This window comes from Planctomycetia bacterium, from assembly GCA_016795155.1.
Lineage (GTDB): Bacteria > Planctomycetota > Planctomycetia > Gemmatales > HRBIN36 > JAEUIE01.
In genome coordinates this window covers 83,338-106,597 of the sequence record JAEUIE010000050.1, presented here as the reverse complement: position 1 = coordinate 106,597, position 23,260 = coordinate 83,338, and the positions used below count along the sequence as shown (strand labels likewise).

General features: G+C 52.2%; 18 protein-coding genes. 9 read left to right on the top strand and 9 right to left on the bottom strand.

All coding sequences use genetic code 11. The features are described 5' to 3' along the window. Positions 1 to 2 precede the first annotated feature (2 nt). Complete coding sequence (locus tag JNJ77_17190; protein MBL8824325.1) at positions 3 to 884, top strand: hypothetical protein; 882 nt, start codon at positions 3 to 5, stop codon at positions 882 to 884. A 36-nt stretch (positions 885 to 920) separates the two neighbouring features. On the opposite strand, the gene JNJ77_17185 is transcribed toward JNJ77_17190, so the two are convergent. The 3 genes from JNJ77_17185 to JNJ77_17175 form a co-directional block, all read right to left on the bottom strand. Continuing rightward, positions 921 to 2,684, bottom strand: coding sequence for an L-lactate permease (locus tag JNJ77_17185; protein ID MBL8824324.1), 1,764 nt, complete (start codon positions 2,682 to 2,684; stop codon positions 921 to 923). A gap of 39 nt (positions 2,685 to 2,723) precedes the next feature. Then, positions 2,724 to 3,257 carry a hypothetical protein gene (locus JNJ77_17180; protein ID MBL8824323.1) on the bottom strand — a complete coding sequence of 178 codons (534 nt, stop codon included), beginning with the start codon at positions 3,255 to 3,257 and terminating at the stop codon, positions 2,724 to 2,726. A 72-nt stretch (positions 3,258 to 3,329) separates the two neighbouring features. After that, positions 3,330 to 4,886 carry a D-aminoacylase gene (locus JNJ77_17175; GenBank protein ID MBL8824322.1) on the bottom strand — a complete coding sequence of 519 codons (1,557 nt, stop codon included), beginning with the start codon at positions 4,884 to 4,886 and terminating at the stop codon, positions 3,330 to 3,332. Positions 4,887 to 5,191: 305 nt separating this feature from the next. Between JNJ77_17175 and JNJ77_17170 the strand changes: the two genes are divergently transcribed. The 3 genes from JNJ77_17170 to JNJ77_17160 are packed head-to-tail and all read left to right on the top strand — an operon-like array spanning position 5,192 to position 8,382. Further along, the gene (locus JNJ77_17170; GenBank protein ID MBL8824321.1) at positions 5,192 to 5,977 is read left to right on the top strand and encodes an SAM-dependent chlorinase/fluorinase; all 786 of its coding nucleotides are present in this window, start codon (positions 5,192 to 5,194) and stop codon (positions 5,975 to 5,977) included. A gap of 38 nt (positions 5,978 to 6,015) precedes the next feature. Then, a complete protein-coding gene (locus tag JNJ77_17165; protein ID MBL8824320.1) occupies positions 6,016 to 6,936 on the top strand; it encodes an ATP-binding cassette domain-containing protein in 921 nt (306 codons plus the stop codon). A 21-nt stretch (positions 6,937 to 6,957) separates the two neighbouring features. Continuing rightward, positions 6,958 to 8,382 carry an ABC transporter permease gene (locus tag JNJ77_17160; GenBank protein ID MBL8824319.1) on the top strand — a complete coding sequence of 475 codons (1,425 nt, stop codon included), beginning with the start codon at positions 6,958 to 6,960 and terminating at the stop codon, positions 8,380 to 8,382. Positions 8,383 to 8,610: 228 nt separating this feature from the next. Here JNJ77_17160 and JNJ77_17155 read toward each other — a convergent pair whose 3' ends face one another. The 5 genes from JNJ77_17155 to JNJ77_17135 all read right to left on the bottom strand — a co-directional run bounded on the left by JNJ77_17155 (position 8,611) and on the right by JNJ77_17135 (position 13,799). After that, on the bottom strand, positions 8,611 to 9,609 hold the full coding sequence (locus tag JNJ77_17155; protein MBL8824318.1) for an isocitrate dehydrogenase: 999 nt from the start codon (positions 9,607 to 9,609) through the stop codon (positions 8,611 to 8,613). Position 9,610: 1 nt separating this feature from the next. Continuing rightward, the gene (locus tag JNJ77_17150) at positions 9,611 to 10,606 is read right to left on the bottom strand and encodes an isocitrate/isopropylmalate dehydrogenase family protein (GenBank protein MBL8824317.1); all 996 of its coding nucleotides are present in this window, start codon (positions 10,604 to 10,606) and stop codon (positions 9,611 to 9,613) included. Between the two features lie 76 nt (positions 10,607 to 10,682). Then, complete coding sequence (locus tag JNJ77_17145; protein ID MBL8824316.1) at positions 10,683 to 11,873, bottom strand: GIY-YIG nuclease family protein; 1,191 nt, start codon at positions 11,871 to 11,873, stop codon at positions 10,683 to 10,685. Positions 11,874 to 11,956: 83 nt separating this feature from the next. Beyond that, positions 11,957 to 12,859: a sugar phosphate isomerase/epimerase gene (locus JNJ77_17140; GenBank protein ID MBL8824315.1), complete on the bottom strand. Its 903-nt coding sequence runs from the start codon at positions 12,857 to 12,859 to the stop codon at positions 11,957 to 11,959. 25 nt (positions 12,860 to 12,884) lie between these two features. Continuing rightward, positions 12,885 to 13,799, bottom strand: coding sequence for an alpha/beta hydrolase (locus tag JNJ77_17135; GenBank protein ID MBL8824314.1), 915 nt, complete (start codon positions 13,797 to 13,799; stop codon positions 12,885 to 12,887). Positions 13,800 to 13,952: 153 nt separating this feature from the next. On the opposite strand from JNJ77_17135, the gene JNJ77_17130 reads away from it, so the two are divergent. The 5 genes from JNJ77_17130 (at position 13,953) to JNJ77_17110 (ending at position 21,855) form a co-directional block, all read left to right on the top strand. Further along, positions 13,953 to 14,345, top strand: a complete 393-nt coding sequence (locus JNJ77_17130) for an acyl-CoA thioesterase (GenBank protein MBL8824313.1) — start codon at positions 13,953 to 13,955, stop codon at positions 14,343 to 14,345. Between the two features lie 35 nt (positions 14,346 to 14,380). Next, positions 14,381 to 17,899 (top strand): efflux RND transporter permease subunit, encoded by a 3,519-nt coding sequence (locus JNJ77_17125; GenBank protein MBL8824312.1) that lies wholly within the window; start codon positions 14,381 to 14,383, stop codon positions 17,897 to 17,899. A gap of 10 nt (positions 17,900 to 17,909) precedes the next feature. Then, complete coding sequence (gene nhaA / locus JNJ77_17120) at positions 17,910 to 19,259, top strand: Na+/H+ antiporter NhaA (protein ID MBL8824311.1); 1,350 nt, start codon at positions 17,910 to 17,912, stop codon at positions 19,257 to 19,259. Positions 19,260 to 19,324: 65 nt separating this feature from the next. Next, positions 19,325 to 19,903 (top strand): sigma-70 family RNA polymerase sigma factor, encoded by a 579-nt coding sequence (locus tag JNJ77_17115; GenBank protein ID MBL8824310.1) that lies wholly within the window; start codon positions 19,325 to 19,327, stop codon positions 19,901 to 19,903. Between the two features lie 47 nt (positions 19,904 to 19,950). Then, on the top strand, positions 19,951 to 21,855 hold the full coding sequence (locus JNJ77_17110) for a protein kinase (GenBank protein ID MBL8824309.1): 1,905 nt from the start codon (positions 19,951 to 19,953) through the stop codon (positions 21,853 to 21,855). Between the two features lie 29 nt (positions 21,856 to 21,884). Here JNJ77_17110 and JNJ77_17105 read toward each other — a convergent pair whose 3' ends face one another. After that, a complete protein-coding gene (locus JNJ77_17105; protein MBL8824308.1) occupies positions 21,885 to 23,258 on the bottom strand; it encodes an exo-alpha-sialidase in 1,374 nt (457 codons plus the stop codon). Positions 23,259 to 23,260: the final 2 nt, after the last annotated feature.

The window sequence follows — 23,260 nt, the reverse complement described above, 5'->3', positions numbered from 1 at the left end:
TCATGTCGGAATCGATGCAATCATCCCGAAACTTGAATTTGTGGGCAGTGCTGGCTGTTGCCTTGCTGCTCAGCATCACTGCCATTGTGCTGCAGTTATCTAAAGTGATGGATCGTTACGGCGATCATCAGCCCAGAGCCATGTATGATAATCAGCTTCTGCTCAACCAGATCAGCAGCGTCCGTTCGGAACTGGCTAAGCTGCAATCAGACATTGCGAATGCACCGAACTTTTCCAAACTCAAACAGCAACTTCAGTTGGGTCAGATTGTCACTGCCACGGAAACACCTCGTGGCAGCCGATTGCTTGCCGATTCTCCGCTGGCAGCCATGATGATTCTAGAGCAGAGCCTGCAGCAACGCAACTTTGAGCAATACCTGGCCATTCTACCCGATACCGAAAAGAAGCAACTCGAACGACTACAGCAGGTCAATCGGGAATTGGGACAGGTTTATGCTGAGATTACCAACCTCGTGCAACGCAAATTTTCACCTGGCAACCTGCCTGACCAACTGACGGAAGATGATAATGACAGACTCTACCGGCTGTTATTCAATGAACGATATCAATTTGAATGCACCGATACCAAAAGACCTAAATCGGGAGAAGCGGTACTCACGGTCAAGTTGACCAGCATGTCATCGATTGATGATCCCAAAACCATCCAGGTCAAGATGTCAACGCTGCGTGGCGCAGAAGAAGCAGGCTTCTGGAAGATCAGTGATCGCCAGGAAGCACATCAGCAGCAGAAACAGTACATCGAATCATTCAGCAAGCTGATTGTTGAACTGAAAAAACTGCAGACAAAACTGGCTGATGGAAAAATTGCGACCATGGAAGCTTTTGAGACAGCGTTGGCAGCAACGCTGAAGGAAAAGCAGTAAGCAAATAACCGTCTCCCAGCAGGGGAGTTGATGATGTCACGGCACCATGGCCTGGAAGGGCCACACGTAGGCCTGCAGCAAAGCCAGTAGTCCCATCAGACATGCCAGTACGATGCTGTGCCAGACCACGGCTTTGAAGATATCAGCCTCTTTCCCCGTCTGATTGGTCGCTGCAGTAGCAACGCAGATACTTTGAGCATCTATCATTTTTCCCATGACGCCACCGGTGCTATTGGTGGTACAGATGAGCGTCTGTACCTGTTGCATGTTCAGGGAACCGAAGGCCTCCGGATTCTGCTGATACACACTGGTAGCAGCAATTTTCTGCAGGCTTCCGAATAGCGCGTTGCTGCCCGCGTCGGTTCCGGTGAGGAACACGCCGAGCCAGCCCAGGAGTGATGCAAAAAAGGGATAGAGCATGCCAGTGCTGGCGAAGGCATATCCCAGACACGCGTCCATGCCTGAATAGCGCGTAACGTAACTCAAGCCCAGCATGAGCGCAATGGTGGGGATGGGAATACGCATCTGCCAGACGGTTCGCTTGCACACGTTCCAGAGTTGCTTCAGGTTCATTCTCAAGACCAACATGGAAACGATGGCAGCTAGCAGTACCGCAGTACCTGCAGCAGTGGCCCAGGTGAATTCGAACACGGCAGGCTCAGGCTTTTCCCTCGTATCTTTCAACAATAAGGCACTATCGCGGTAGACCGAATCTTGCAGCGGTGTCACAGGAAAAAGATAGTTGGTGTAAACAGGGCCCACGATCTGAATCTGCCTGGGATCGTTTCTGATTTCAGCCTGCCTGACGAGGCCTAGTGCAAACAAAGCGACTGACATGAGGGCATAGGGCGACCAGGCTTTGATCACATTGGCAGTGGTTAATGGACCTGTTTCTGCCCAGGAATGTGCTGCGGATGTTGCTACCGTGGAAGCAGGTTCATAGGTCATGATGCTGGAAGGTTTCCAGTACTTGAGGAACCATGCTGTTACCAGCAGCGAGAAGATGCCGCCGCCAATGTCGGTCATGTTGTAGAGAACCACGCTGGGCATCCAGACATGGATGGTGGCAAAGGTAAACTGGAATACCGCAAAGCTGAAGCCAGCCACCAGCAGCGCAGGAAGCACTTCCCAGGTCTGCTTCCAGGTGCACATACATTTGACCATCCAGAGCGGGATGATGCAGGAGAAAATCGGAAGCTGGTAACCTGCCATGACGGACAAGGTATCGGTGGGAATTCCGGTCACACCACCGAGCACGATGAGAGGCGAACCGAGTCCGCCATAGGCTACCGGACTGGTGTTGGCAATGAGGCAAAGCACCGCAGCCTGGAAGGGAGAAAAACCCAGACCCACAAGTATGGCACCGCAGATGGCAACCGGTGTGCCACCGCCAGCAGCGCCTTCGAGGAATGCACCAAAACAGAAACCGATGAGAATCGCCTGGATGCGGACATCGGGTGAAACACTGGCAACCGAGCGGCGGATGATGGTGAATTGCCCGGTTTCGACCGTGATGTTGTAAAGAAACATGGCGAAGAAGATGTTCCAGCCAACCGGCATCAGGCCAAAAGCCATGCCGAAACCCATGGCGGAGAGCGCCTTATCCCAGGGCATGCCGAATGCAAAGACAGCAACCAGGATAGCGAGAATAGCGCCGCCCAGACCGGCTTTGGGGGCCAGCCAGCGCATCGGCACCAGAAAAACAAAGAGGGCAACTACCGGGATGGCTGCAACCAGAGTTGAAAGCCATGGGCTGCCTAAAGGATCAAGCTGTTGCCTGAAGACCTCGGCAGCCCACAGTGAAACGTGCAATGTTCAACTCCCCGCAGAATGCTGTGGCTATTTCGTCAGTTCAAATGACTTGTAATACTTGTTGATGGCATCTGACTCGATTGCCGGCTTTTTGGCAACCACCATTACCTGATATAATCGAGTGCCTTTCATGATCATCAGATTCTTCATGTACAGATCGTTGGGCTTTTTGATGTAAACGCGTTTACAGGGAATCTTGTCCGGCCCGAAGACATCGGCTCGATCTTCAATGATTTCGCCGTCTTTGCCTTTATTGCCATCACGTACGCCATTGAGAACCGTGATGGGGTCAGCGTTCGTGATGGCTTCGGGGTAATCGTTGTAACTGACAATGAACGCCATGTTCTGGCCGATAGCAACGACATCGAGCACGATGGTGATTTCTCCGAGTTCCGTGTTCGCCTTCTGATTCTGCGTCATCGGCTTGCCGGGAAATTCAACTTTGTACTTCCCTTCCTTGGACTGATGCTTCTGGAATTTCAGATTGCTCTCATCCTGGGCACCCAGCATGACTGGCAACATGAAAACTACAAGCATCAGCAACAGGCAACGTCTGAACATACCGGACTCCTTGGGATGATGAAGAGTAACTTCTGCGGGAGGCAGAAGCAATGGAATAACAAGTGAATATTATTATGGCTGAACATTGGCATGTCGCAAGGCCTTGCCAGCCAAGGTTCCCTGGTACTTGCCCTGTTCGATGACTATCTTGCCGTTGATGAGCAGATAATCAATTCCAGTTGAGTACTGATGAGGCTTTTCATATGTTGCCTGGTCACGAAAAGTGTCTGGATCAATCACTGCGATATCCGCATAGAACCCTGGCTTGAGATATCCCCGCTGAGGCAATCGCAGAATATCAGCAGCCAGACCGGTGGCGGAACGAACGGCTTGTTCCAGAGGCATCAGCTTTTCTTCAATGGCGTATCGGCCGATTTTTCGCGAAAACGTTCCGTAACAGCGCGGGTGGGGCACTGTGCTGTCGGGTACCAGAGCAGAACCATCGCTGGCCGTCGCGACATAATCCTGTTTGGCAATCAGCCTGACATCTTCTTCATTCATGCTGAAATGGACAATCTGTGCTCCGCCTTTACTTTCGATTTCTTGGACAAGGTTCACCATCGATTTCTTTTCTTTCTCCGCAATGACGGCGAGCGATAATCCCTGCCAGGCTTGATTGGGCACGTAGCGGGCGATGCGGATGGCACGTCCCTGATCAGACTTTGCAATATTTTCCTCGACAGCTTTACGCAATGCCGGGCCTTGGGTGCCATCGTTCCATCGGGCTTTGTTCTCTTCCGTGGTGCCTTCGCGATACCGTGCCGGTATGACGGTTGCCTGAAGTGAAGTGCTGGAAGCGGCATAAGGGTATTGATCTGCTGTCACCAACTGTCCTGATCGCCTTGCCTGTTCCATTCGTGATAACACCAGGCTGGCTTTGCCCCAGGAAGATCGGCCTGAAACTTTCAAATGCGAGATATGCACCGGCAAACGGGCACTCGTTCCGATAGTCAGTGCTTCATCGATGGCAGCCAGCACTTCATCGCCTTCATTTCTCATATGGGTGGCATAGATGCCCTCATATCGGCTTACAACTTTAGACAGCGTCTGCAGTTCATCGAGAGCTGCATAGGTGCCGGGCGTGTAGATCAATCCTGTCGAGATTCCCCAGGCGCCGTCTTTCATGGCTGCTTCCACGAGTGCAGTCATTCGCGCCAACTCTGTAGCGCTTGGGGCACGATTAACATTGCCCATCACCGTTCGGCGAAGGGTATTGTGCGGCACCAGGTGACAGACATTGGTGCCAGCCTGGTTGCGGTCGATGGCTGCATAGTAATCCTTTACCTGCACGGGCCCGAAGCCGCAGTTGCCGGTGACGATGGTGGTAACGCCTTGAGTGAGATAATTCAGATTACTTCGCGTGGGTGCTGCGAGAATATTGTCATCGCTGTGCGAGTGGAGATCAATAAAGCCCGGACAGATTATTTTGTTGGAAACATCGATGATGCGGGTTTTAGGACCGGCCTGTATGGCTCCGCCAATGCGGAGTATGCGATCACCCTTGATGGCGATATCGCGATTGACACCAGGCAGGCCGCTGCCATCAAAAACCAATCCGCCACGAAGGATAATATCGGGCGTTTCTGCGGAACTGACAGCGGACAGCAACATGAAAAGAAGAAAGTACATGCAACATGGTCTCAAGGATTGCTGCTTTATCGTACCGTCAGAGTCATCCTGGTTTCAATGATGATTTTGGCTGTTGATGTTGAGTGACGTTTTCAGGTTACAACTGTAACGACTAGGCAGACCGTGAATGCAACACTTTCGCAAAATACATGAAAGGCTAAGCGATCTAGTTCTCCCCCTTTCCAAGGGGGAGTTAGAGGGGGTAAATCCTGGCGATAGGAATAACCCCACCCAGCCTCCCCTTGGTAAGGGGAGGAGAAAAGTATCGCATAGTTACTAATTCCTGCGTTACTTACAATAAACGTATGGCGAATCGCATTATTACGCTGACTACCGATTTCGGAACGGCATCACCCTATGTGGCCGCAATGAAGGGGGTGATTTTATCCCGCTGTTCTGATGTTCAGATGGTTGATCTGAGCCACGACATACCATCTCAGAATGTGCAGCATGGCGCATACTTTTTGCGTGATGCCCTACCCTGGTTTCCGCCTGAGACCATACATATCGTGGTGATTGATCCTGGTGTGGGCACCAGCCGCAAAGCGCTTTGCTTTCAAATCAATCAGCACTATCTGCTTTGCCCCGATAATGGATTGGCGACACTCTTACCTCAACCGAAAGAAGTCAGAGAACTTTCGAATCGTGAGCATTGGCTGCCCCAGGTCAGTTCAACGTTTCATGGTAGAGATATTTTCGCACCCTGTGCAGCGGCTCTGGCAAGTGGTTTGCCTGTTCAATCACTGGGACCTGTTATTACTAACTGGCAGACATTGCCGATCAGGCAAGTGCGCAAAACGGGTTCTGGTTTAGAAGGTGAGATTGTTTTCATCGATGCTTTTGGCAACCTGATTTCGAACATTGCCATTTCTGATTTGCCATCGTCACCGATGGAAGTACGCTTGGGCAGCTACAGCATCTCTAGTTTGAAGAAAACCTATGGCGAAGCAGCACCCGGCGAAGCGATTGCACTGGTTTCCAGTTCAGGTTTTCTGGAGATCGCCGTCGTCAATGGTAACGCAGCAGAGTTTCTGCAGGCAGGATTAGGCACACCATTAGAAATTCAAAGCCATACAATAGTGAAGCTGTAGCGACGAATAACACATATCGCAACACAACGGGAACGGGTATGACATCAACATCTGCCGTGGAAATAGAGAATGTAACCAAGAGTTTTGGCACGCATATCGCTGTTGATCGGTTAACACTGACGGTTCCCCAAGGCAGTATTTACGGTTTTATCGGGCCAAATGGTTCAGGCAAAACCACCACGATGCGCATGATCATGCGCATCATCGCACCGGATGAGGGACACCTCCGGGTGCTCGGTGAAGAAAATCTGCAGGCTGCCCACGATAATGTGAGCTATCTACCCGAAGAGCGTGGCTTGTATCGGCAAATGAAGGTGAATGATCTCCTACGCTTCTTTGCAGCGATGAAGAACAAGCCAGCTGATAATCAGAAGATTCAAACCTGGCTGGATCGCATGGGCCTTTCTGAGTGGGGCAACAAGAAAGTACAAACGCTCTCCAAAGGCATGGCGCAGAAGGTGCAATTCATTGGCACCATCATCAGCGAGCCACAACTGGTGCTGCTCGATGAGCCTTTCAGTGGCCTCGATCCAGTCAATGCCGTGGTGCTACGTGATGCCGTGCTTGATCTCCGCAAGAATGGCACCACGGTCATCTTTTCCACGCACGATATGAGCGTGGCGGAAAAGATGTGCGACGCCATCTTCATGATCTATAAGGGCAAGAAAGTGCTTGATGGCACCCTGAGTTCCATTCAGGATCAATACGGTGCTGATACGATTCGGGTGCGCGGGCAGCAGTTGCAACTGCATCAATTGCCCGGCGTGACCCATGTCGATAATCATGGCAATTACCAGGAATTGCGGCTGACACCCGACGCTGAAACCAACCGCATCATCCAGCAGATCAGCCAGCATGGCCAGTTGCAGCATTTTGAAATTGCCCGACCTTCGCTTCAGGACATCTTCATGCGCATCGTGGGTAAGGATATCCTGGAAACTGAACAGGTTGGCGCTTAACCGATCCTACTGAGTGGACACATGAGCAAAGTATTGATCGTAGCCTCGCGGGAATTCAAAGCCGCGGTGATGACCAAAGCCTTCCTCATCGGCATCATCATGATGCCTTTGCTGATGGGCGGCAGTTTCCTGGTGCAGTATCTTTTCAAGGATGTTAAGTCAACCAAGGACAAAACCTTTTACATCATCGACCGGACGCCGGGACAATTCCTCTTCACGACCCTGGAGAAGACGGTTGAGGCCCGCAACAAGGAACTGATATTCGACAAAAATTCGGGCAAACAGAAAGATGCGAAATTTGTTCTCGAAAAGATAACGCCTTCTGACAATACCCCTGAAGCACGACTGAAACAGCGAGTTGAACTGGCGGAGAAAGTCAGAACGAAGGAAATCTATGGTTTCATGGACATTGGTGAAAATGTCCTCAAAGCACCTGTGCTCGATCAGGAAACCCTGGTTGCCTACGCAGCTGCCGAGGCAGCGAACATGGTGGAACTGGGCCGCGAAGCTGACAAGGTCAAAGCTAATCAGCTCCCTGATGATCTCATCGTGAAGTATTATTCCAACAATCACAGTTACAACGAATTCTGGATACTGTGTCGCGAAGTATTTAACCGTGTGATTCCAGCTCTACGGGCGGAAAAAGAGAAAATCAATCAGATGACTCTAATGAGCATCATGACCCGGCTGCCTGTCACCAGCAAAACCCTGCCCCGCATCAACAAGATCACCGGAGAAATGGAAGACGGCAAAGACGTCAACATGCTGATTTCCTTCATGGTGCCGTTCGGCATTGTCATCATCATGTTCATGGTCATCATGGTGGGTGCTACGCCGCTGATGCAAGGAGTCGTGGAAGAGAAAATGCAGCGTATTTCGGAAGTGCTGCTTTCTTCGGCCAAGCCGTTTGAACTCATGCTCGGCAAACTGCTGGGCGGCGTGGGGGTATCACTTCTGATGGGCGTGGTCTATCTGTCGGGAGTTTACCTGGCTGCCTGGCAATACAACTTCCTGGAATACATCACGCCGGCGGTCATGGCGTGGTTCCTTGTGTACCTGATTCTTGCAGTGCTGATGTTCGGCTCACTGTTCATTGCAGTCGGGGCGGCCTGCACCGATCTCAAGGAAACGCAAGCCTTGCTGACTCCAGTAATGTTGCTGACAACGTTCCCGTTATTCTTCCTGCAAAACCTGATCACGGAACCGGATGGGGCGGTTGCGACGGCATTATCGTTCTTCCCGTTTGCGACTCCCACGCTGATGACAGCGCGGATTGCAATACCACCCAGCACACCGTGGTGGCAGCCCTGGCTGGGTGTAGCTATTGTCATTGCAACCACACTTTTGTGTGTGTGGATTGCTAGCCGCATCTTCCGTGTGGGCCTGCTGATGCAGGGCAAAGGCGCCAGCTTTGGTGAAATGGTGAAGTGGGTGTTGAAGGGATAACGAGATGGCACCTGGAACCAGTTGCCTGGCTCCAGGTGCTCGTAAGGAAGGGAAAAAAGACGCCTGGGACTCGCTTCCAGGCGACTAATGTAATTGCAGTTCCGATGCCAATGATGATTAAAATTGGAACTGATGGAAAATCGCATGTTTCTGCGTTGAATCGGCCTTATCGGCAACAACTGCTAGTTCAAATCTGCTGTACAGACTTGTTCCAAACTGCAACTCCAATCATGCAATCGACTTCAAAATAGCTTCGACCATGGCTTCGGTTGTTGAGTTGCCACCCAGATCGGGTGTTTTAATGTCGGTGGTGGTGAGCACCTTTTCGATGGCCTGATGCAATCGCTGGGCAGGCTCGTTTTGATCGGTATCGCGCAGCAGATGCAGCGCGGTGAAGAGCAGAGGCAACGGGTTGATCTGGCCACGAGGAATCGAAGTATCATCGCCGCCGTGCACGCATTCATACACTTTCACTCCGTTGCCGTAATTGATTCCTTCGGCAAGGGTAATGCCGCCAATCAAACCGGCACCCAGATCGCTGAGCAGATCACCATACAGGTTGCCGGTCGCAACGACATCGAACTGCTGAGGCTTGCTCACCAGTTGCATGCAGCAGTTATCGACAATCATTTCCTTTGGAGTGATTTCGGGAAACTGCCCAGCCACTTTGCGGAAACATTCGAGTACCAGGCCATCCGCCTGCTTAAGAATATTCGCCTTGTGAATGCAATGGACGGTTTTGCGTCCCTGCTGCCGGGCCAGTTCAAAGGTGAATTGGAAGAATCGCAGACAAGCGGCTTCGGTCACCACTTTAATCGATTGCACCACGCCGGGAACAATCTCATGTTCAATGGCGGCATAGAGGTCTTCGGTGATTTCGCGAACCAGGAGAATATTGACATTATCGAATCGGCCGGACAGACCTTTGAGGTTCCGCAGCGGACGCACCGAAGCAAAACAGCCAAGCTTGCGACGGAGCAGCACATTGTAGTTGGTTTCAGGATCGTCACCGGGGCGGACAATCTTGGTCTTGAGAGCGATGCCTGCAGAGCGCACCGAGTTGAGCAAATTGTCAGAAAGTGCTGGATACCCTTTCTCGACAGCAGCCTGGCCGGCATAGTGCATCTGCCAGTTGCAGGATACGCCGACCGCGCCGAGCAGGCGGCGGAGTGCCATCTCCTGCTCAACACCCACACCGCCACCCTGAATGAAAACAATCTGGTTCATGTTAGCTCAAGTTCTTAATGATTTGATCGGTAATGGTACGGGTGTTTCCTTGACCGCCGAGGTCTTTGGTCAGCCCCTGCCCTTGCTTCAAGGTTTTGCTCACCGCAGCTTCAATGCGTTTTGCAGCATTGCGATGACCGACATGATCTAGCATCATGGCTGCAGAGCGCAGCAGCGCGATGGGATTCGCCAGCCCTTTGCCGGCAATATCGGGTGCAGAACCGTGCACTGCTTCGAAGACTGCACAACGGGAGCCGATGTTGGCACCGGGGACAACTCCCAGGCCGCCCACCAGGCCGGCACACAGATCGCTGACGACATCGCCAAAGAGGTTTTCCATCACGAGAACATCAAACCGCTCCGGATGCAAAGCCAGTTCCATGCACAAGTTATCAATCCGTCGTTCTTCGAACTCGATGAACGGATATTCATCGGCCACTTTCTTGGCTGATTCCAGAAACAAGCCATCGCTGATCTTGAGCACTTCGGCCTTGTGACAGGCGGTTACTTTCCTTCGACCTTCATGGCGGGCATAGTCGAAGGCATAGCGGACGATCCGTTCCGATGCCTCGCGGGTGATGATGCGCAGGCTTTCCACCACCCCAGGCACCACGAAATGTTCCATGCCTGCATACAAGCCTTCGGTATTCTCGCGCACGACGACGAGATCAACATTCTCAAAAGGCGTTTTGACACCGGGAAGATTTTTAACAGGCCGCACGCTGGCATAAAGGTCAAGCCCCTGCCGCAGCCTGACATTGACTGAACGGTAGCCTTTACCCACCGGTGTTGTAACCGGGCCTTTTAATGCCACGCGATATTTGCGAATCAGGTCTAACGTGACATCAGGCAGCGGGTCGCCATATTTGGCTGCTGCATCAGGCCCGGCTTCGGCGTACACCCAGTCGATGACGACACCGGTGGCAGCAATAATTTCCAGAGTTGCTGCCGTAACTTCCGGCCCAATTCCATCACCCGGGATGACAACAAGCTGCATGAACGCACCTGGAGAGAGGAGATCTGATACGTTCATCAAACAGAATTGGCGCGATTCCGGCTAGATGGTCAAAAAATCAACTGGCCGATTTCTGGCTGCAGATGCGCCGTGCATCCTCAACAGATATGCACCTGGCCCGCTCCTGGGGAAACTTGCGGAACCAGGCTGCGGTCAGCCAGAGATGATCAATGGACTGCGAAGCAAAGTTCCAGGGCGTTTTGCCTGCAAACACGCCGTCAATGGTTTTCCATGCCTGCTGGCGGGTAGCATAATCCTGTGGCATGAACAACGTGCATCGCCATTGCCCTTCATGAATCAGATACCAGAGAACCTGCCCCTGGCGATGATTGACCTCGACCGGATAGATGAAACTCAACTCCCTGCGTGTCTCCTGCACGCGCTGAAGGCTGGCCATCAGCCATTCGAGCGAAGCCAATTGATCGCGCAGTTTTCCTGCCAGTTCAAAGTCCAGCTCGCGTGCCGCCTGCTGCATTTTCTCTCGGATTAGTTCCGAGAGTGCAGTATCGAGCGAATGGAAGTAGTTTTTCGCCTCCTTGACTCGTGCCTGATATTGCCGTGAAGTACAGAGCCTGGCACACGGCCCCAGGCAGGTGCCCAGTTCATGACGGATACAGCCTGCGACATTGTCTTCCTGAATCATGCTGCGCTGCTCGGCAAACTGCATGACCTGCTTGCGCGGGCAATCACGCAGTTTAAAATGATCGTTCAGCAAACGCAAGACATCCAGGATTTCAGGGCGATGCCGGATCGGGCCAAAGAATGTTCCATCGGCAGGTGGATGCCTGGCAGCATACAGGTATGGTGCGGGCGACCGTCCCAGACAGAGATAGGTACGACGCTTGAGTAATGGCTGGCCCATCACATTAAAACGGGGTTTGTGCTGCTGAATCAGATCGAGTTCACGCAGCAGTGCTGCAAATTCATGTGGAGCATATTCCCAGGCAATGGTCTGTGTGCGCCTAAGCAGCCGCTGGGCCTTGCGTTTTTCTTGTGATTTTTTTCTGAAATAGTTCAGCAGCCTGGTTCGCAGCCGTTTGGCTTTGCCCACATAAATGACTTTGCCCTGCTGATCGAACATGGCATAGATGCCTGGATATTGAGGCACCTGGGCGCGAACGCGCTTACTTAAAACTGAAGCGCCATCGCCAATGATGGAACCGCCTGCTGGAGTGTCGTCGGTAACGAGATCGTACCGGTTCGGCCCCAGCAGATCGCTCATGTCGTGATTGAAGAGTGCGGTATCCATACCTGTTCATGAACCAAAAGTCGTTGCACATCCTGCAGGGTCATTCGGAGTACTGAATAACCCTGCCACAGCTTGAAGTAGCTCTAGCCACTGCAGCCGGCGAAGAGTGATTTCAGTTGCTGAATATGTTCGGGAATGGCTTTCAGTGGATCGGCTGCAGCTTCATATTCCAGTGCTACGTAGCCACGGTAACGAGCTTCCTTGAGGATGTTGACCAGCTTATTCATGTCAGCGGGTTCCTTTTTCTTGCCTGCCACCTGGATTTCCGTCTTGAACTGAACGTTGACTGCATAGGGGGCCAGCTTGGCAATATCTCCGTAAGGATCAACGGTGCGGAAGTTGCCACTGTCGAGGTTGACTCCGAACCATTCGTGTTTTATCGCCTGCACGATGGCCAGCAACTGTTCGGCAGTGGTAACAATCCCTCCATGATTTTCGAGTGCCATGTAAATGCCATACTGCGACGCGTGTTCGCAAACTTCCTGAATCGCTTCCATACAGCGGGCACGGGTAACGGACTCTTCTTCGCCTTTGATGGCATTGCCCGCGAAGATGCGAATGGCCTTGGCTCCCAGCACGGAGTAGCGTTCGGTCCATTCTTTTGTTTTGCGAATCTCATCCTTCAGTTTGGCCGGGTCTGCTTCGGTAAACTTGTTGCCTACCGCACCGCCACTGACATCGAGCCCCAAGCGCGTGCAGCGGCCTTTCAATCTGGTCAATGCCGCCGTGCTGGTATCTTTGAAGTAATAACTGGTGAGTTCCACGGCGGGCAGACCCAGTTCCGCGCAGAGGTCAACAAAGCCATCGAGAGTCATGGCGGGCTGCTTCTTGCCAGTCAGGTAATCGCGGTAGCTGTAGGCAGCGATGCTCAACTTCAGTTGTGCCGGCCCCTTGCGAACAATGGGATCGATAGCAACTATATGAGGCGAGACAGCAGCAAGGGTACCCAAAGCGAGTGTCTGCTTCAGCCAATGACGACGATTCATAGAAGCACTTTCGAGAGAGATTGAGTTATTTCAGCAAACCCTGTCTGCCCAACCAGTCGTTGAGGCGATCGGGCCAGGTTGAGAGTCCTTTATCAACAGGTCGCAGGCGAGGAACATAGTTGGCAGCACCAGGTGGTGGTGTTTTGGGGGCTAAGCCGACGCCATGCACTCCTTTTTCAAAGATGTGCAGTTCGCCAGGCACACCATGTTTTTTCATGGCTGCATAGAACAGGACACTGTTCATGGGCGGCACGGCCTTATCTTCATCGGTATGAAACAGGAAGGTAGGAGGCGTTTCCTTGGTTACCTGCAGATCGTTACAGTACAACTCAACCTGTTTTTCATCAGGATTTTTCCCGAGCAGATTGTTGCGGGACCCCTGATGCGTATGGGGCGCCTTCAAGCTGATGACAGGATAACAGAGGATGGCAAAATCAGGCCTGCAGGACAACTTGTCTATGGCATCATCCGCATCCTTGCTGCCTGCATCAAAGTGAGTCGCTGCAGTAGAAGCCAGGTGACCACCAGCGGAGAAGCCGCAAATGCCGACTTTTTTCACGTCGATATTCCATTGGGAAGCGTTGGCACGCACCGTGCGAATGGCTCGTTGTGCATCCAGCAATGGCGCTTCCATCAGGGGAGCAGGTTGATGTTTGCCAGCAATTCGGTACTTCAGCACAAAAGCTGCAATGCCACGTTCATTGAGCCAGCGGGCAACATCGGTACCCTCATGACCAGTAGCAAGAAAGCCGTAACCGCCACCGGGACAGACCACGACGGCGGCCCCACTGGCTTTGCTTTTTTCAGGCAGATAGACGGTCAAGCTGGGGATGTTGGCGGGATCTTCACTGGCAGAAAGGGGAGCTTTGCCTGGCCAGAGCCGAACGACTTCCGGTTGATCCTGGAAACACAGTAGCAACAGACAGAAAGCGGATAACATCGAGTCACTCCTGAGTGAGTACAGGGTAACGCATGAAGTGCAGCGTGTCCAGTGCGTGCAATACCCTTCATTTTCTCATCGAGTTGTAACTACCAGCATACTGACAAGATCGCCACCAACTCTTATCCTGAAAGAGTACGTGTAGAGGTGGCTATGCTCAAAGAACATGAAACGATGATTCGTGTCCGTTATGCGGAAACTGACCGGATGGGCTTTCTGCATCATGCCCAGTACCTGGTGTATTTTGAAGAGGGCCGCACCGAACTGTTGCGAGCGGATGGACAGACTTACAAGGCAATCGAGGACAAAGGCTTTTTTCTGGTCATCGTCAAAATCGAATGCAAGTTCAAAACGCCGGTACATTATGACGATCAGATCAGACTGCGTACCATCCTGCAGCGCATGACGCCGGTTCGTATCGAGCATCGTTATGAAGTATACCGGGGAGATGAGCTCTGTGCGGAAGGCAGTTCCACACTTGCCTGCGTTGATCGACAGGGCAAACTGCAGCCACTTCCCGAGGAGATTTACCGGGAAGAATCGTAGCGCAGCAAGTCACTCCTTCATGATGTGATGGTTCCATGTCTTTATCAGATCTCAGCATTCGAAATCCGGTGTTCGCGGTCATGCTGGCTGCTGCGATGATGGTGTTCGGCTGGCTGGGATATCGCCAGATGGGAGTCAGCCAGTTTCCCGAAGTTGATTTCCCAGTCATCAGCATCACGATTACGCGGGAAGCAGCCAGTCCGGACATCATGGATGGCGATGTCACCAGCTTTGTCGAAGAAGCGGTCGCGGGCGTCGAGGGTGTTGACTATGTCATGTCGCGGTCGCTGGAAGGTACCAGTCTGGTGACAATTTTCTTTCGCCTGGATCGTAACATTGATGTGGCGATGCAGGATGTGAGCAATGCGATATCAGGAGCCCGGCGTAAACTGCCTCTGGATATTGATCCACCAGTCATCACCAAAGTAAATCCGAATGATTTGCCTGTCATGTGGCTGGCACTTTCAGGCCCGGTGCCTTTGCATACCATCAGTGATTTTGCCGAAAAGGGATTCAAGGAACGTCTGGCGACCATTCCGGGTGTGGGTGGCATTCAGTTTGGCGGACTGCAGTCTCGCAACATCCGCATCTGGCTCGATGCGGAAAAACTGGCCAGCTATAACCTGGCGGTCGATGAAGTGCTCGATTCGCTGAAAAGGCAACATGCGGAACTGCCAGCCGGATATCTGCAATCGAGGCTGGTGGAACTGAATGTTCGAACCATGGGAGAAGCTTATTCTCTCAAGGAACTGGAAAACCTGGTGATTGCCCAGAAAGATGGCCAGCCGATCCGCCTGCACGATGTCGCCGTGGTGGAAGACGGCATGGAAGACCGTCGCAGCCTGGCCCGGTTCAACCGCATGCCCAGTGTTGCGGTAGGTGTCCGCAAGGCCGTGGGAGGCAATCTTGTTTCCGTCTGCGAAAATGTGAAGAACGCGGTTCCAGAACTGCGTAAGTTGCTACCTGCCGGCGTGCAACTTGATATCCCGGTCGATTACTCGCTGTTCATTCGGGAGAATGTGGCGGAACTGCAGCTGACGCTGATCCTGGGTATTCTGCTGACTGCGCTTGTCTGTTTTCTGTTCCTGGGTTCATTGGGCACCACGCTCAATATCTGCATTTCCATTCCCACTTCATTGCTCGGTACCTTTTTCTTCATCCGGTACGGCGTGCCGATGCTGGGCATGGAACCGTTCACGATCAATCTGATGACATTGTTAGGATTATCACTATCTGTCGGCGTCGTGGTGGATGATGCCATTCTGGTGCTGGAGAATATCCATCGGCATCGAGAGAAGCGGCAGGGTGCCACACCAGAAGAAGATCGCATTAAACGCAAAAAAGCGGCACTCTACGGTGCGCGAGAGATTACCTTTGCAGCACTGGCAGCGACGCTTTCCATTGTTGCCATTTTTCTGCCGGTGGCGTTTATGCAAGGCACCATCGGGAAGTTCTTTTTCCAGTTTGGTGTTACGGTCAGTGTCGCTGTGCTGTTGTCACTGGTCTGCTCACTGACCATGACGCCCATGCTATGTGCCTTTTTCCTGAATATCAAGGAAAAGTATTCCAAAAGGCCCAGGCCGTGGAAGTGGAAACTGGCAATCATCCTTGGTGTTCTGGCGGTTATCGCAATGGCGATCATTCGCTGGCGAAGCACTTCTGATTCATGGGGATACACCTTCAGTTGGTGGATGATTCAGACTTTACAGCAGATATGTAACTGGCTGCATCTGCCCTATGCCGGTCTGTTTCAACCTGAGCAGGCCATGGGCTGGCATCTGCGTGGCTTATGGGCTTTGCAGATCGTCTGCGATCTGTTGCTGCTCGCCATCCTGTTTCGTTATGCAACGACGGTCTATTGGGCCTTTGACCGATATATCCTGACTGGATTGATTCTGCGGCCGGTTGACTACTTCCTGGAAGGGCTGTCACATGGCTACCGTGTTACGCTGCGCTGGGCGTTGGCCGCCTGGCCAGTGGTACTGCTGTTCAGTTTCTTTCTCATTGTCCTGGCTGGCTGGATGATCTATGCCAAGGTGCTTGGCACTGAGTTGGTGCCAAGTGAAGACCAGAGCCGGTTTGTGGTGCGGGTGATCTGTCCAGTGGGATCGAGCATCCAACAGGTTGACCAGTTACTACAGGAATGCGAAGCTGTTCTAGTTCAGCATCCAGATATTCTCGGCCTATTGACCACCGTTGCTACCGAGCCTGGGCAATTGATGAATGAAGCAGATATTTTCGTACAACTTACTCCCCATCGAGATCGAACCGCCAAGCAGAAAGAAATCATTTCGCAAGTAAGGCAGCAACTGGAACAGGTAAGAGATGTCCGCATTATCGTGCGTGACCTTTCCACCGAAGGATTTACCGCACAGAGTGGCGAGCCAATAGATTTTGCACTACAAGGCGACTGGAAGACACTGCCCACCAAGGTGCGAGCCATTATGGAAGAGATGAATGCAACCGGACTGGTACAGGATGTCGATAGTGATTTCCGTCCAGGCATGACAGAACTGCAGGTCGTGCCCAATCGCGACAAGCTGGCACTGGTGCAGATACCGGCGCAAAAGGTTGCAGATACGATCAGCCTTTTGGTAGGCGGGCAGCGAGTTGCCAAGTTTACCGATCGAGGCCGACGTTACGATGTGCGTGCAAGATTGCAATCAGTGCAACGAGCCACGCCCGATCAGATGGATCCACTTTTGATCCGTGGTGCAGGCAATCGTCTGGTTCCACTCGTTGATTTGATTGATCGGCAAACAATTGCCACATTGCCCATCATTCATCGATATGCTTATCAGCGTAAAATCGAGATCACTGCTAACCCGATTCCAGGCGTATCGCAGGGTGATGCCCTAGAAGTCTGTCGAAAAATCATGCTAAAGCATCTGCCTGAAGCGGAAGGCAACGTGGTTGAGCTGGGCAATTCACTGGCTATGAGAGAAACTATCTCGAGCCTGGTGTTTGCCCTGATCCTTGGCATCATTGTCGCATACATGATTCTGGGCGTGCAATTTGCTTCGTTCATTCATCCGCTGACAGTCTTGCTGGCCATGCCGTTTGCGGTAACTGGCGCCCTCGTGACACTCTGGTGGGGCAACGATACGCTGAACATGATGAGCATGATCGGCCTGGTGCTGCTCATGGGCCTGGTGAAAAAGAACTCGATTATTCTTGTCGACTACACGAACCAGGTACGCGAAGGGAAGGCAGATGAACTGAGCGAACCGGGATCACGTACCATAGATGAGGCAAAGCAACTGGAGGATATGATGCATCCCCGCTTTGTGATGCCTCCTGATGAAGCAGTGATCAAAGCTTGCCCGATCCGGCTGCGTCCGATTCTGATGACGAGCATTGCCACGATCGCCGGTGCGGTTCCAGCTGCTTTGGGACTGGGTCCAGGGGCCGAAACACGGGCGCCGATGGCCAAAGCCATCATTGGTGGCATTTTACTGTCAACGCTAGTGACTCTTTATCTGGTGCCGGTGTTCTATGTACTGGTAGAACAACTCCGAGCACGCTTAGGCCAGATGATACAGCCTGCGAAATAACACGAGAGACATGATGGAACAGACGAAGACTGATCAACCATTTCCTCAACTGCCCAAGCCGCCCGTTGCGCGCTTGCTGGGACCAGTGAAGCGATTTCTGGAGATCGAAGCAGCCAGCGGCATTGTACTTCTCATTTGCACTTTGGTAGCGCTGTATCTGGCTAATTCTCAATGGGCCGAATGGTTTGCCGGTATCTGGAAGACGCCTATCAACCTGGAAATTGGCACGTTCAAGCTGATCGGCGATGTAGGCCATCTCATCATCAATGACGGCTTGATGACGCTGTTCTTTTTTGTGGTAGGCCTGGAAGTTAAACGGGAAATTGTCATGGGGGAATTGCGCGATCCCCGCAAGGCCATGTTGCCGATAGTTGGCGCTATCGGTGGCGTTGTCTTGCCAGCGCTGATTTATTACTTGCTGCAGTGGGGTCAGCCCGGGCAGCGAGGCTGGGCCATCCCCATGGCAACAGACATTGCCTTCGTCGTCGGCGTGCTGGCTTTGCTTGGAAGCCGCGTTCCCTTTGGATTGAAAATCTTTCTTCTGACGCTCGCTATAGTGGATGACATTATTGCCGTCATTATCATTGCTGCGGTCTTCAGCCAATCGATCGATTGGGGTTGGCTGGGTTCAGGTGTACTGGCATTTACCCTGATCATCGTGTTGAATCGCATGGGAGTGCGACGCATTTCGGTCTATTTCGTTGTGGGAGTGTTCATCTGGTTTGCATTCCTTCGGGCAGGAGTGCATCCCACGGTGGCTGGTGTTCTTCTCGGATTGATGACACCCAGCAGTGCGTGGATTGACAGCCAGGTATTTTCCGACGCCATCAAGAATACCTGGGAATATCTTCAGGATGGACAAGAAGTAGCCACACCTTCGAAACGCTACTTAAACCAGATGCAGTTTGTCGCCCGAGAAGCCATTTCACCGTTACACCGATTGGAATCGGGGCTGCACCCGTGGGTGGCATTTGTGATCATGCCGGTGTTTGCACTGGCTAACGCTGGTGTAAAGCTTGATGTTACCCATCTGATCGATCCCATTGCTATCGCCGTGGCACTCGGACTGCTGATTGGCAAACCGGTGGGGATCATGGCAGCGTGCTACAGTGCAGTCAAACTGGGGATCACCCGTTTGCCTGACCGAGTCAACTGGCAGATTCTCGCTGGGGGAGGATGCCTGGCGGGCATTGGCTTTACCATGGCACTCTTTATCAATTCGCTGTCGTTTCCCAAGGCAGTTTTCCCTGCCGAGGAAGTAGCAGGCAAGATTGGCGTGTTTACCGGATCGGTGTTAAGCGTTGTTGTGGGTACGGTAATTCTGCTCTATGCCATGCGGAGGAAATTCGCGAGTAAATAATCTGCATATGATAACATGCAGTGCAGCAACTAGAGACTACCAACTCAGGTGAGCGATTTGTTGCCATGAATGATATCTCATTGCTTTTGCAACAGCTTGAATCGGGGGATGTAGCATCACAGGAGAAAATATGGCAAACCCTTTATCAGGAACTGCGGACGTTAGCCAAATCGATGCTGGCCCGGGAGAAGCCAGGGCATACCCTGCAACCCACTGCTCTCATCAATGAAGCGTACCTGCGATTACTAGGCAGTGAGGCATCTTTTACCAATCGTCGCTATTTTTTCGGTGCAGCGGCACAGGCCATGCGACGCATTCTTGTCGATTACGCCAGGTACAAGCATTCGCAGAAAGCGGGTGGAAATCGGGAACAATTTCCGCTGGAAGAACCCTCCTGGACCCCCAAGTTACCACCTGCCGAGGTGCTCGCCATTCATGAAGCTCTCGAACTCCTGAAACAGGAAGACCCTGTCTCTGCGGAAGTAGTCAACATGCATTTTTTTGCCGGATTTTCATTGGAGGAAGCAGCGGAATTGCTCGAAATAAGCCGGACCACTGCCTATCGAAGCTGGACTTATGCCCGTGCCTGGCTGCGTGATAAGCTCAGTCCTGAGAATTCTGTCACTATTTCTTCTATGATGTGAGACAATCTGGCCCTCGTTTACGCAGGTATCTGAAACGAGGATAATCCATGAATACCCAAACCAATCCCAAATCGATATTCCTGCAGGCTCTTGAACTGCCTGAAGCAGAACGGGCTGATTTTATCGTTACCGCTTGTGGCAGCGACGCAGCTCTGCGAGAACGCGTTGAATCGCTACTCAAGGCACATCATCCAGCTGATAGCTTTCTCGACCCGGGCAAGCTGAACCCGAGTTCCGGAAATACGCAAACCAGTGATTTCAGTGATACTTCGGTCAGGGGTGAGCGATCCAGCAGAAACGATAATCCGCTCGCACCCTGGTTGACAGTTTCCATGCAGCCTGGCTCACTCGGTCGCTTCCGCCATTATGAAGTACTCGAAGAGTTGGGTCAGGGTGGTTTCGGCATCGTTTACCGCGTATTCGATGAAAAACTGCATCGCGTGGTGGCTCTGAAAGTTTTGTCGCCCACACTGGCGAACCATGCGTCTGCCCGGCAACGATTCATCCGCGAGGCACGAGCCGTCGCTGCAGTTCGGCACGAGCATGTTGTCAGCATTCATGAAGTAGAGGAAGATCCCATCCCGCATCTGGTGATGGAGTACATCCATGGGAAAACGCTGCAGCAAAAGATCGAACACGATGGCGCATTGAGACTGAAAGAGATACTGCGAATCGGCATGCAGATTGCCCAGGGTCTTGCTGCCGCTCATAAGCAAGGACTTATTCATCGTGATATCAAGCCAAGCAATATTCTGCTGGAAAATGGTATAGAACGAGTGAAGATCAGTGACTTTGGCCTCGCTCAAGCTGTAGATGATGCCAGCGTCTCGCAACAAGGACAGATCGTCGGCACACCGGCATTCATGTCTCCTGAGCAGGCTGACGGCAAACCCGTTGATGCCCGAAGTGATATTTTCAGCTTGGGAAGCACCCTTTATGCCATGTGTACCGGAAGTTCGCCATTCCAGGCCAACACCACGCTGGCAACACTCAAAAAGGTCAGCGAACACCAGCCTGAACCGGTTTCCACCGTTAACCGGGAGTTACCCGGCTGGATCGATGGCATTGTCAGCAAACTGATGGCCAAGGAACCGAATGAACGCTTTCAAACATCTGCCGAAGTTGCAGAGTATCTGATTGCCGCCTTGTCGGAAGTACAGGGACCAGCCGCTGTTAGCCCGATTCGAAAGAAATTCCTACGTGATCAGTTAATCGCTGCCATCATTGTGATTGCATCGCTATTGGCATTTACGGAGTTCACAGGTCTAACGCATATTGCATCGTTCGTCAGCAGACCTTTTCAGCATCAATTAAATCTGGAATTGCCAGACCTGGACACCATAGTTCATCTCATGGAAACTGTCGATACCGTGGATGAATACCCAACGAAACATACAACCTTTTCCAGCTATTTGAATGGACCAGTAGAAATCGTTGCCTATAAAATGAAACACGAAATCAAATTGCTTCCAGGGAACTATTGGCTCTTTGCAAGTCGGCATGGTAAACTGATCCATCGACAATTGATTTCTGTCGGCTGGGGCGGCAGTAGTTCGATCACCATAACCATTCCTGGTACAAAGGAACTAAACTCGTCGGTAGTTCCACCACAATCCAATCCACCATCCAAACTGAATGAACTGGTGCGTCTTGCTGCTGAGGCGAAGGATGTTGCCGAGAAACGTTATCAGGCCGGTCTGATAGCACACGATAACGTTCTCTTGTCGAATATCAAATGGCTGGAAGCTCGCTTGGAGTTGGCACTCAGCCGTCAGAACAGCGTAGAAGCAAGTGAGTGTCTCCAAAAGATTCTCACCGAACAGGAAGCCCGGATCAGTTTCTGCCAGAAGCAGATTGCAGCAGGTGTTATATCTGAGTCCGCGTTGATTTCGCTGAAGGAGGATGTTGTTAAGACGAACCAACGGCTTGAGAAGCTCATAAACAAGCCTTAAGTCTTGATCTCAAATCGCACACCATGAAGCTATTCAACCACTTCCTGCGTGCCGGGTTTGAACTTGAACACAGCAGCAGACAATGCCAGTTCGGTTTTGCCTTTGAAATACGAATAGACAGCAACGAGTTTACCGTGATGAGCGGCGATGCCAATGTAATCGCCGAAGAAGACCTTGTCGCTGCAGGTGAAGGCAGGTTGATTGATGGCATAATTCACAAAAGTCTTGCCGCCATCAATGCTGCGAGCCATCGTCATGGTGGTTTGCATGCCCTCTTCATCGCGACGGTCGTAGAAGAGCACATTGACCGAGCCATCTGCTGGGTCAACGGACATCCAGGGGAAGAACTGCAGTTTGCCATTCTTCTGCGGATCGTTGTTCACCCGCACAGGCTGGGTCCAGGTTGCACCCTGATCTGAAGAACTGCAACAGAAGATATCGAGATCACCGTGCCGGGTGTCGGCCCAGGTGACGTAGATGGTTCCATGGCGAGGCCCTGTTGAATGATCCACGCCGATAACAGGCAAGCCATTAGCACGCATGGTGCCTGCGACGGGTTGATCCCATCCGCCGGGATTGTTCTGCACCTGAACATCCTTGCCGAACGTCACTCCGCCATCGAGTGACCGGTCGAGCATGATGCCCACGGGCCCGGACCAGACAACATACACCTGTCCTTTCGGCCCCACAGCGGGCATGCCACCCATAATGGTCTGGCTGCTGTCAACACAATCGCCGGGCGTGTCGGAAACGCGTATCACGGGCTGATACCCTGCTCTGCCATTGGTGGATCGGCTGAAATACAGATGGCTTTTCTTGTCAGGATCTTTATTCCCGTATTCATCAAAACGAGTCCAACTGACGTAAACATTTCCCTTATGGCTGGAAGCGCTGTTATCAATCGCCAGCCAGGGTTTGTCTTCAAAGGGTTCCACCGTGTTGACGTGATCAACGACCGGGGTAGCTGGTGACCATTTGCCTTCAAGGTAGCGGTGCGTGAAAATGCCGTTCCCCGCCCGGCTTGGTCGCTTGGTTCGAATGCCGGTGAAGCGGATGCAGGCATGATGCAGGTTACCCTGAGCATCGTAGACGAGCAGATCATCACCCTGCATTCGGGTGTTATCCGTTTGGGGAAAACGCGATGATGTCCACTTGAGGCCGCCATCGTCGGAGGTATACAGCGTGCTGCCACCGTGAGTAAACGAGATGGCTCTTACCTCATCAGGTTTGATGGGATTAATGGCCACTGAAACTTCGGCAGGCCCAATCACCTCTTTGCCGGAAACAGGCACCACCTGGTGGACAATGGTTTTTCGATGTGTTTTATCTGTCCTGGTTGCATCCTGGAATGATGCTATGCCCAGGATGACGAGGGATAGTAGGCCGGCATAAGGTGCTAACATGT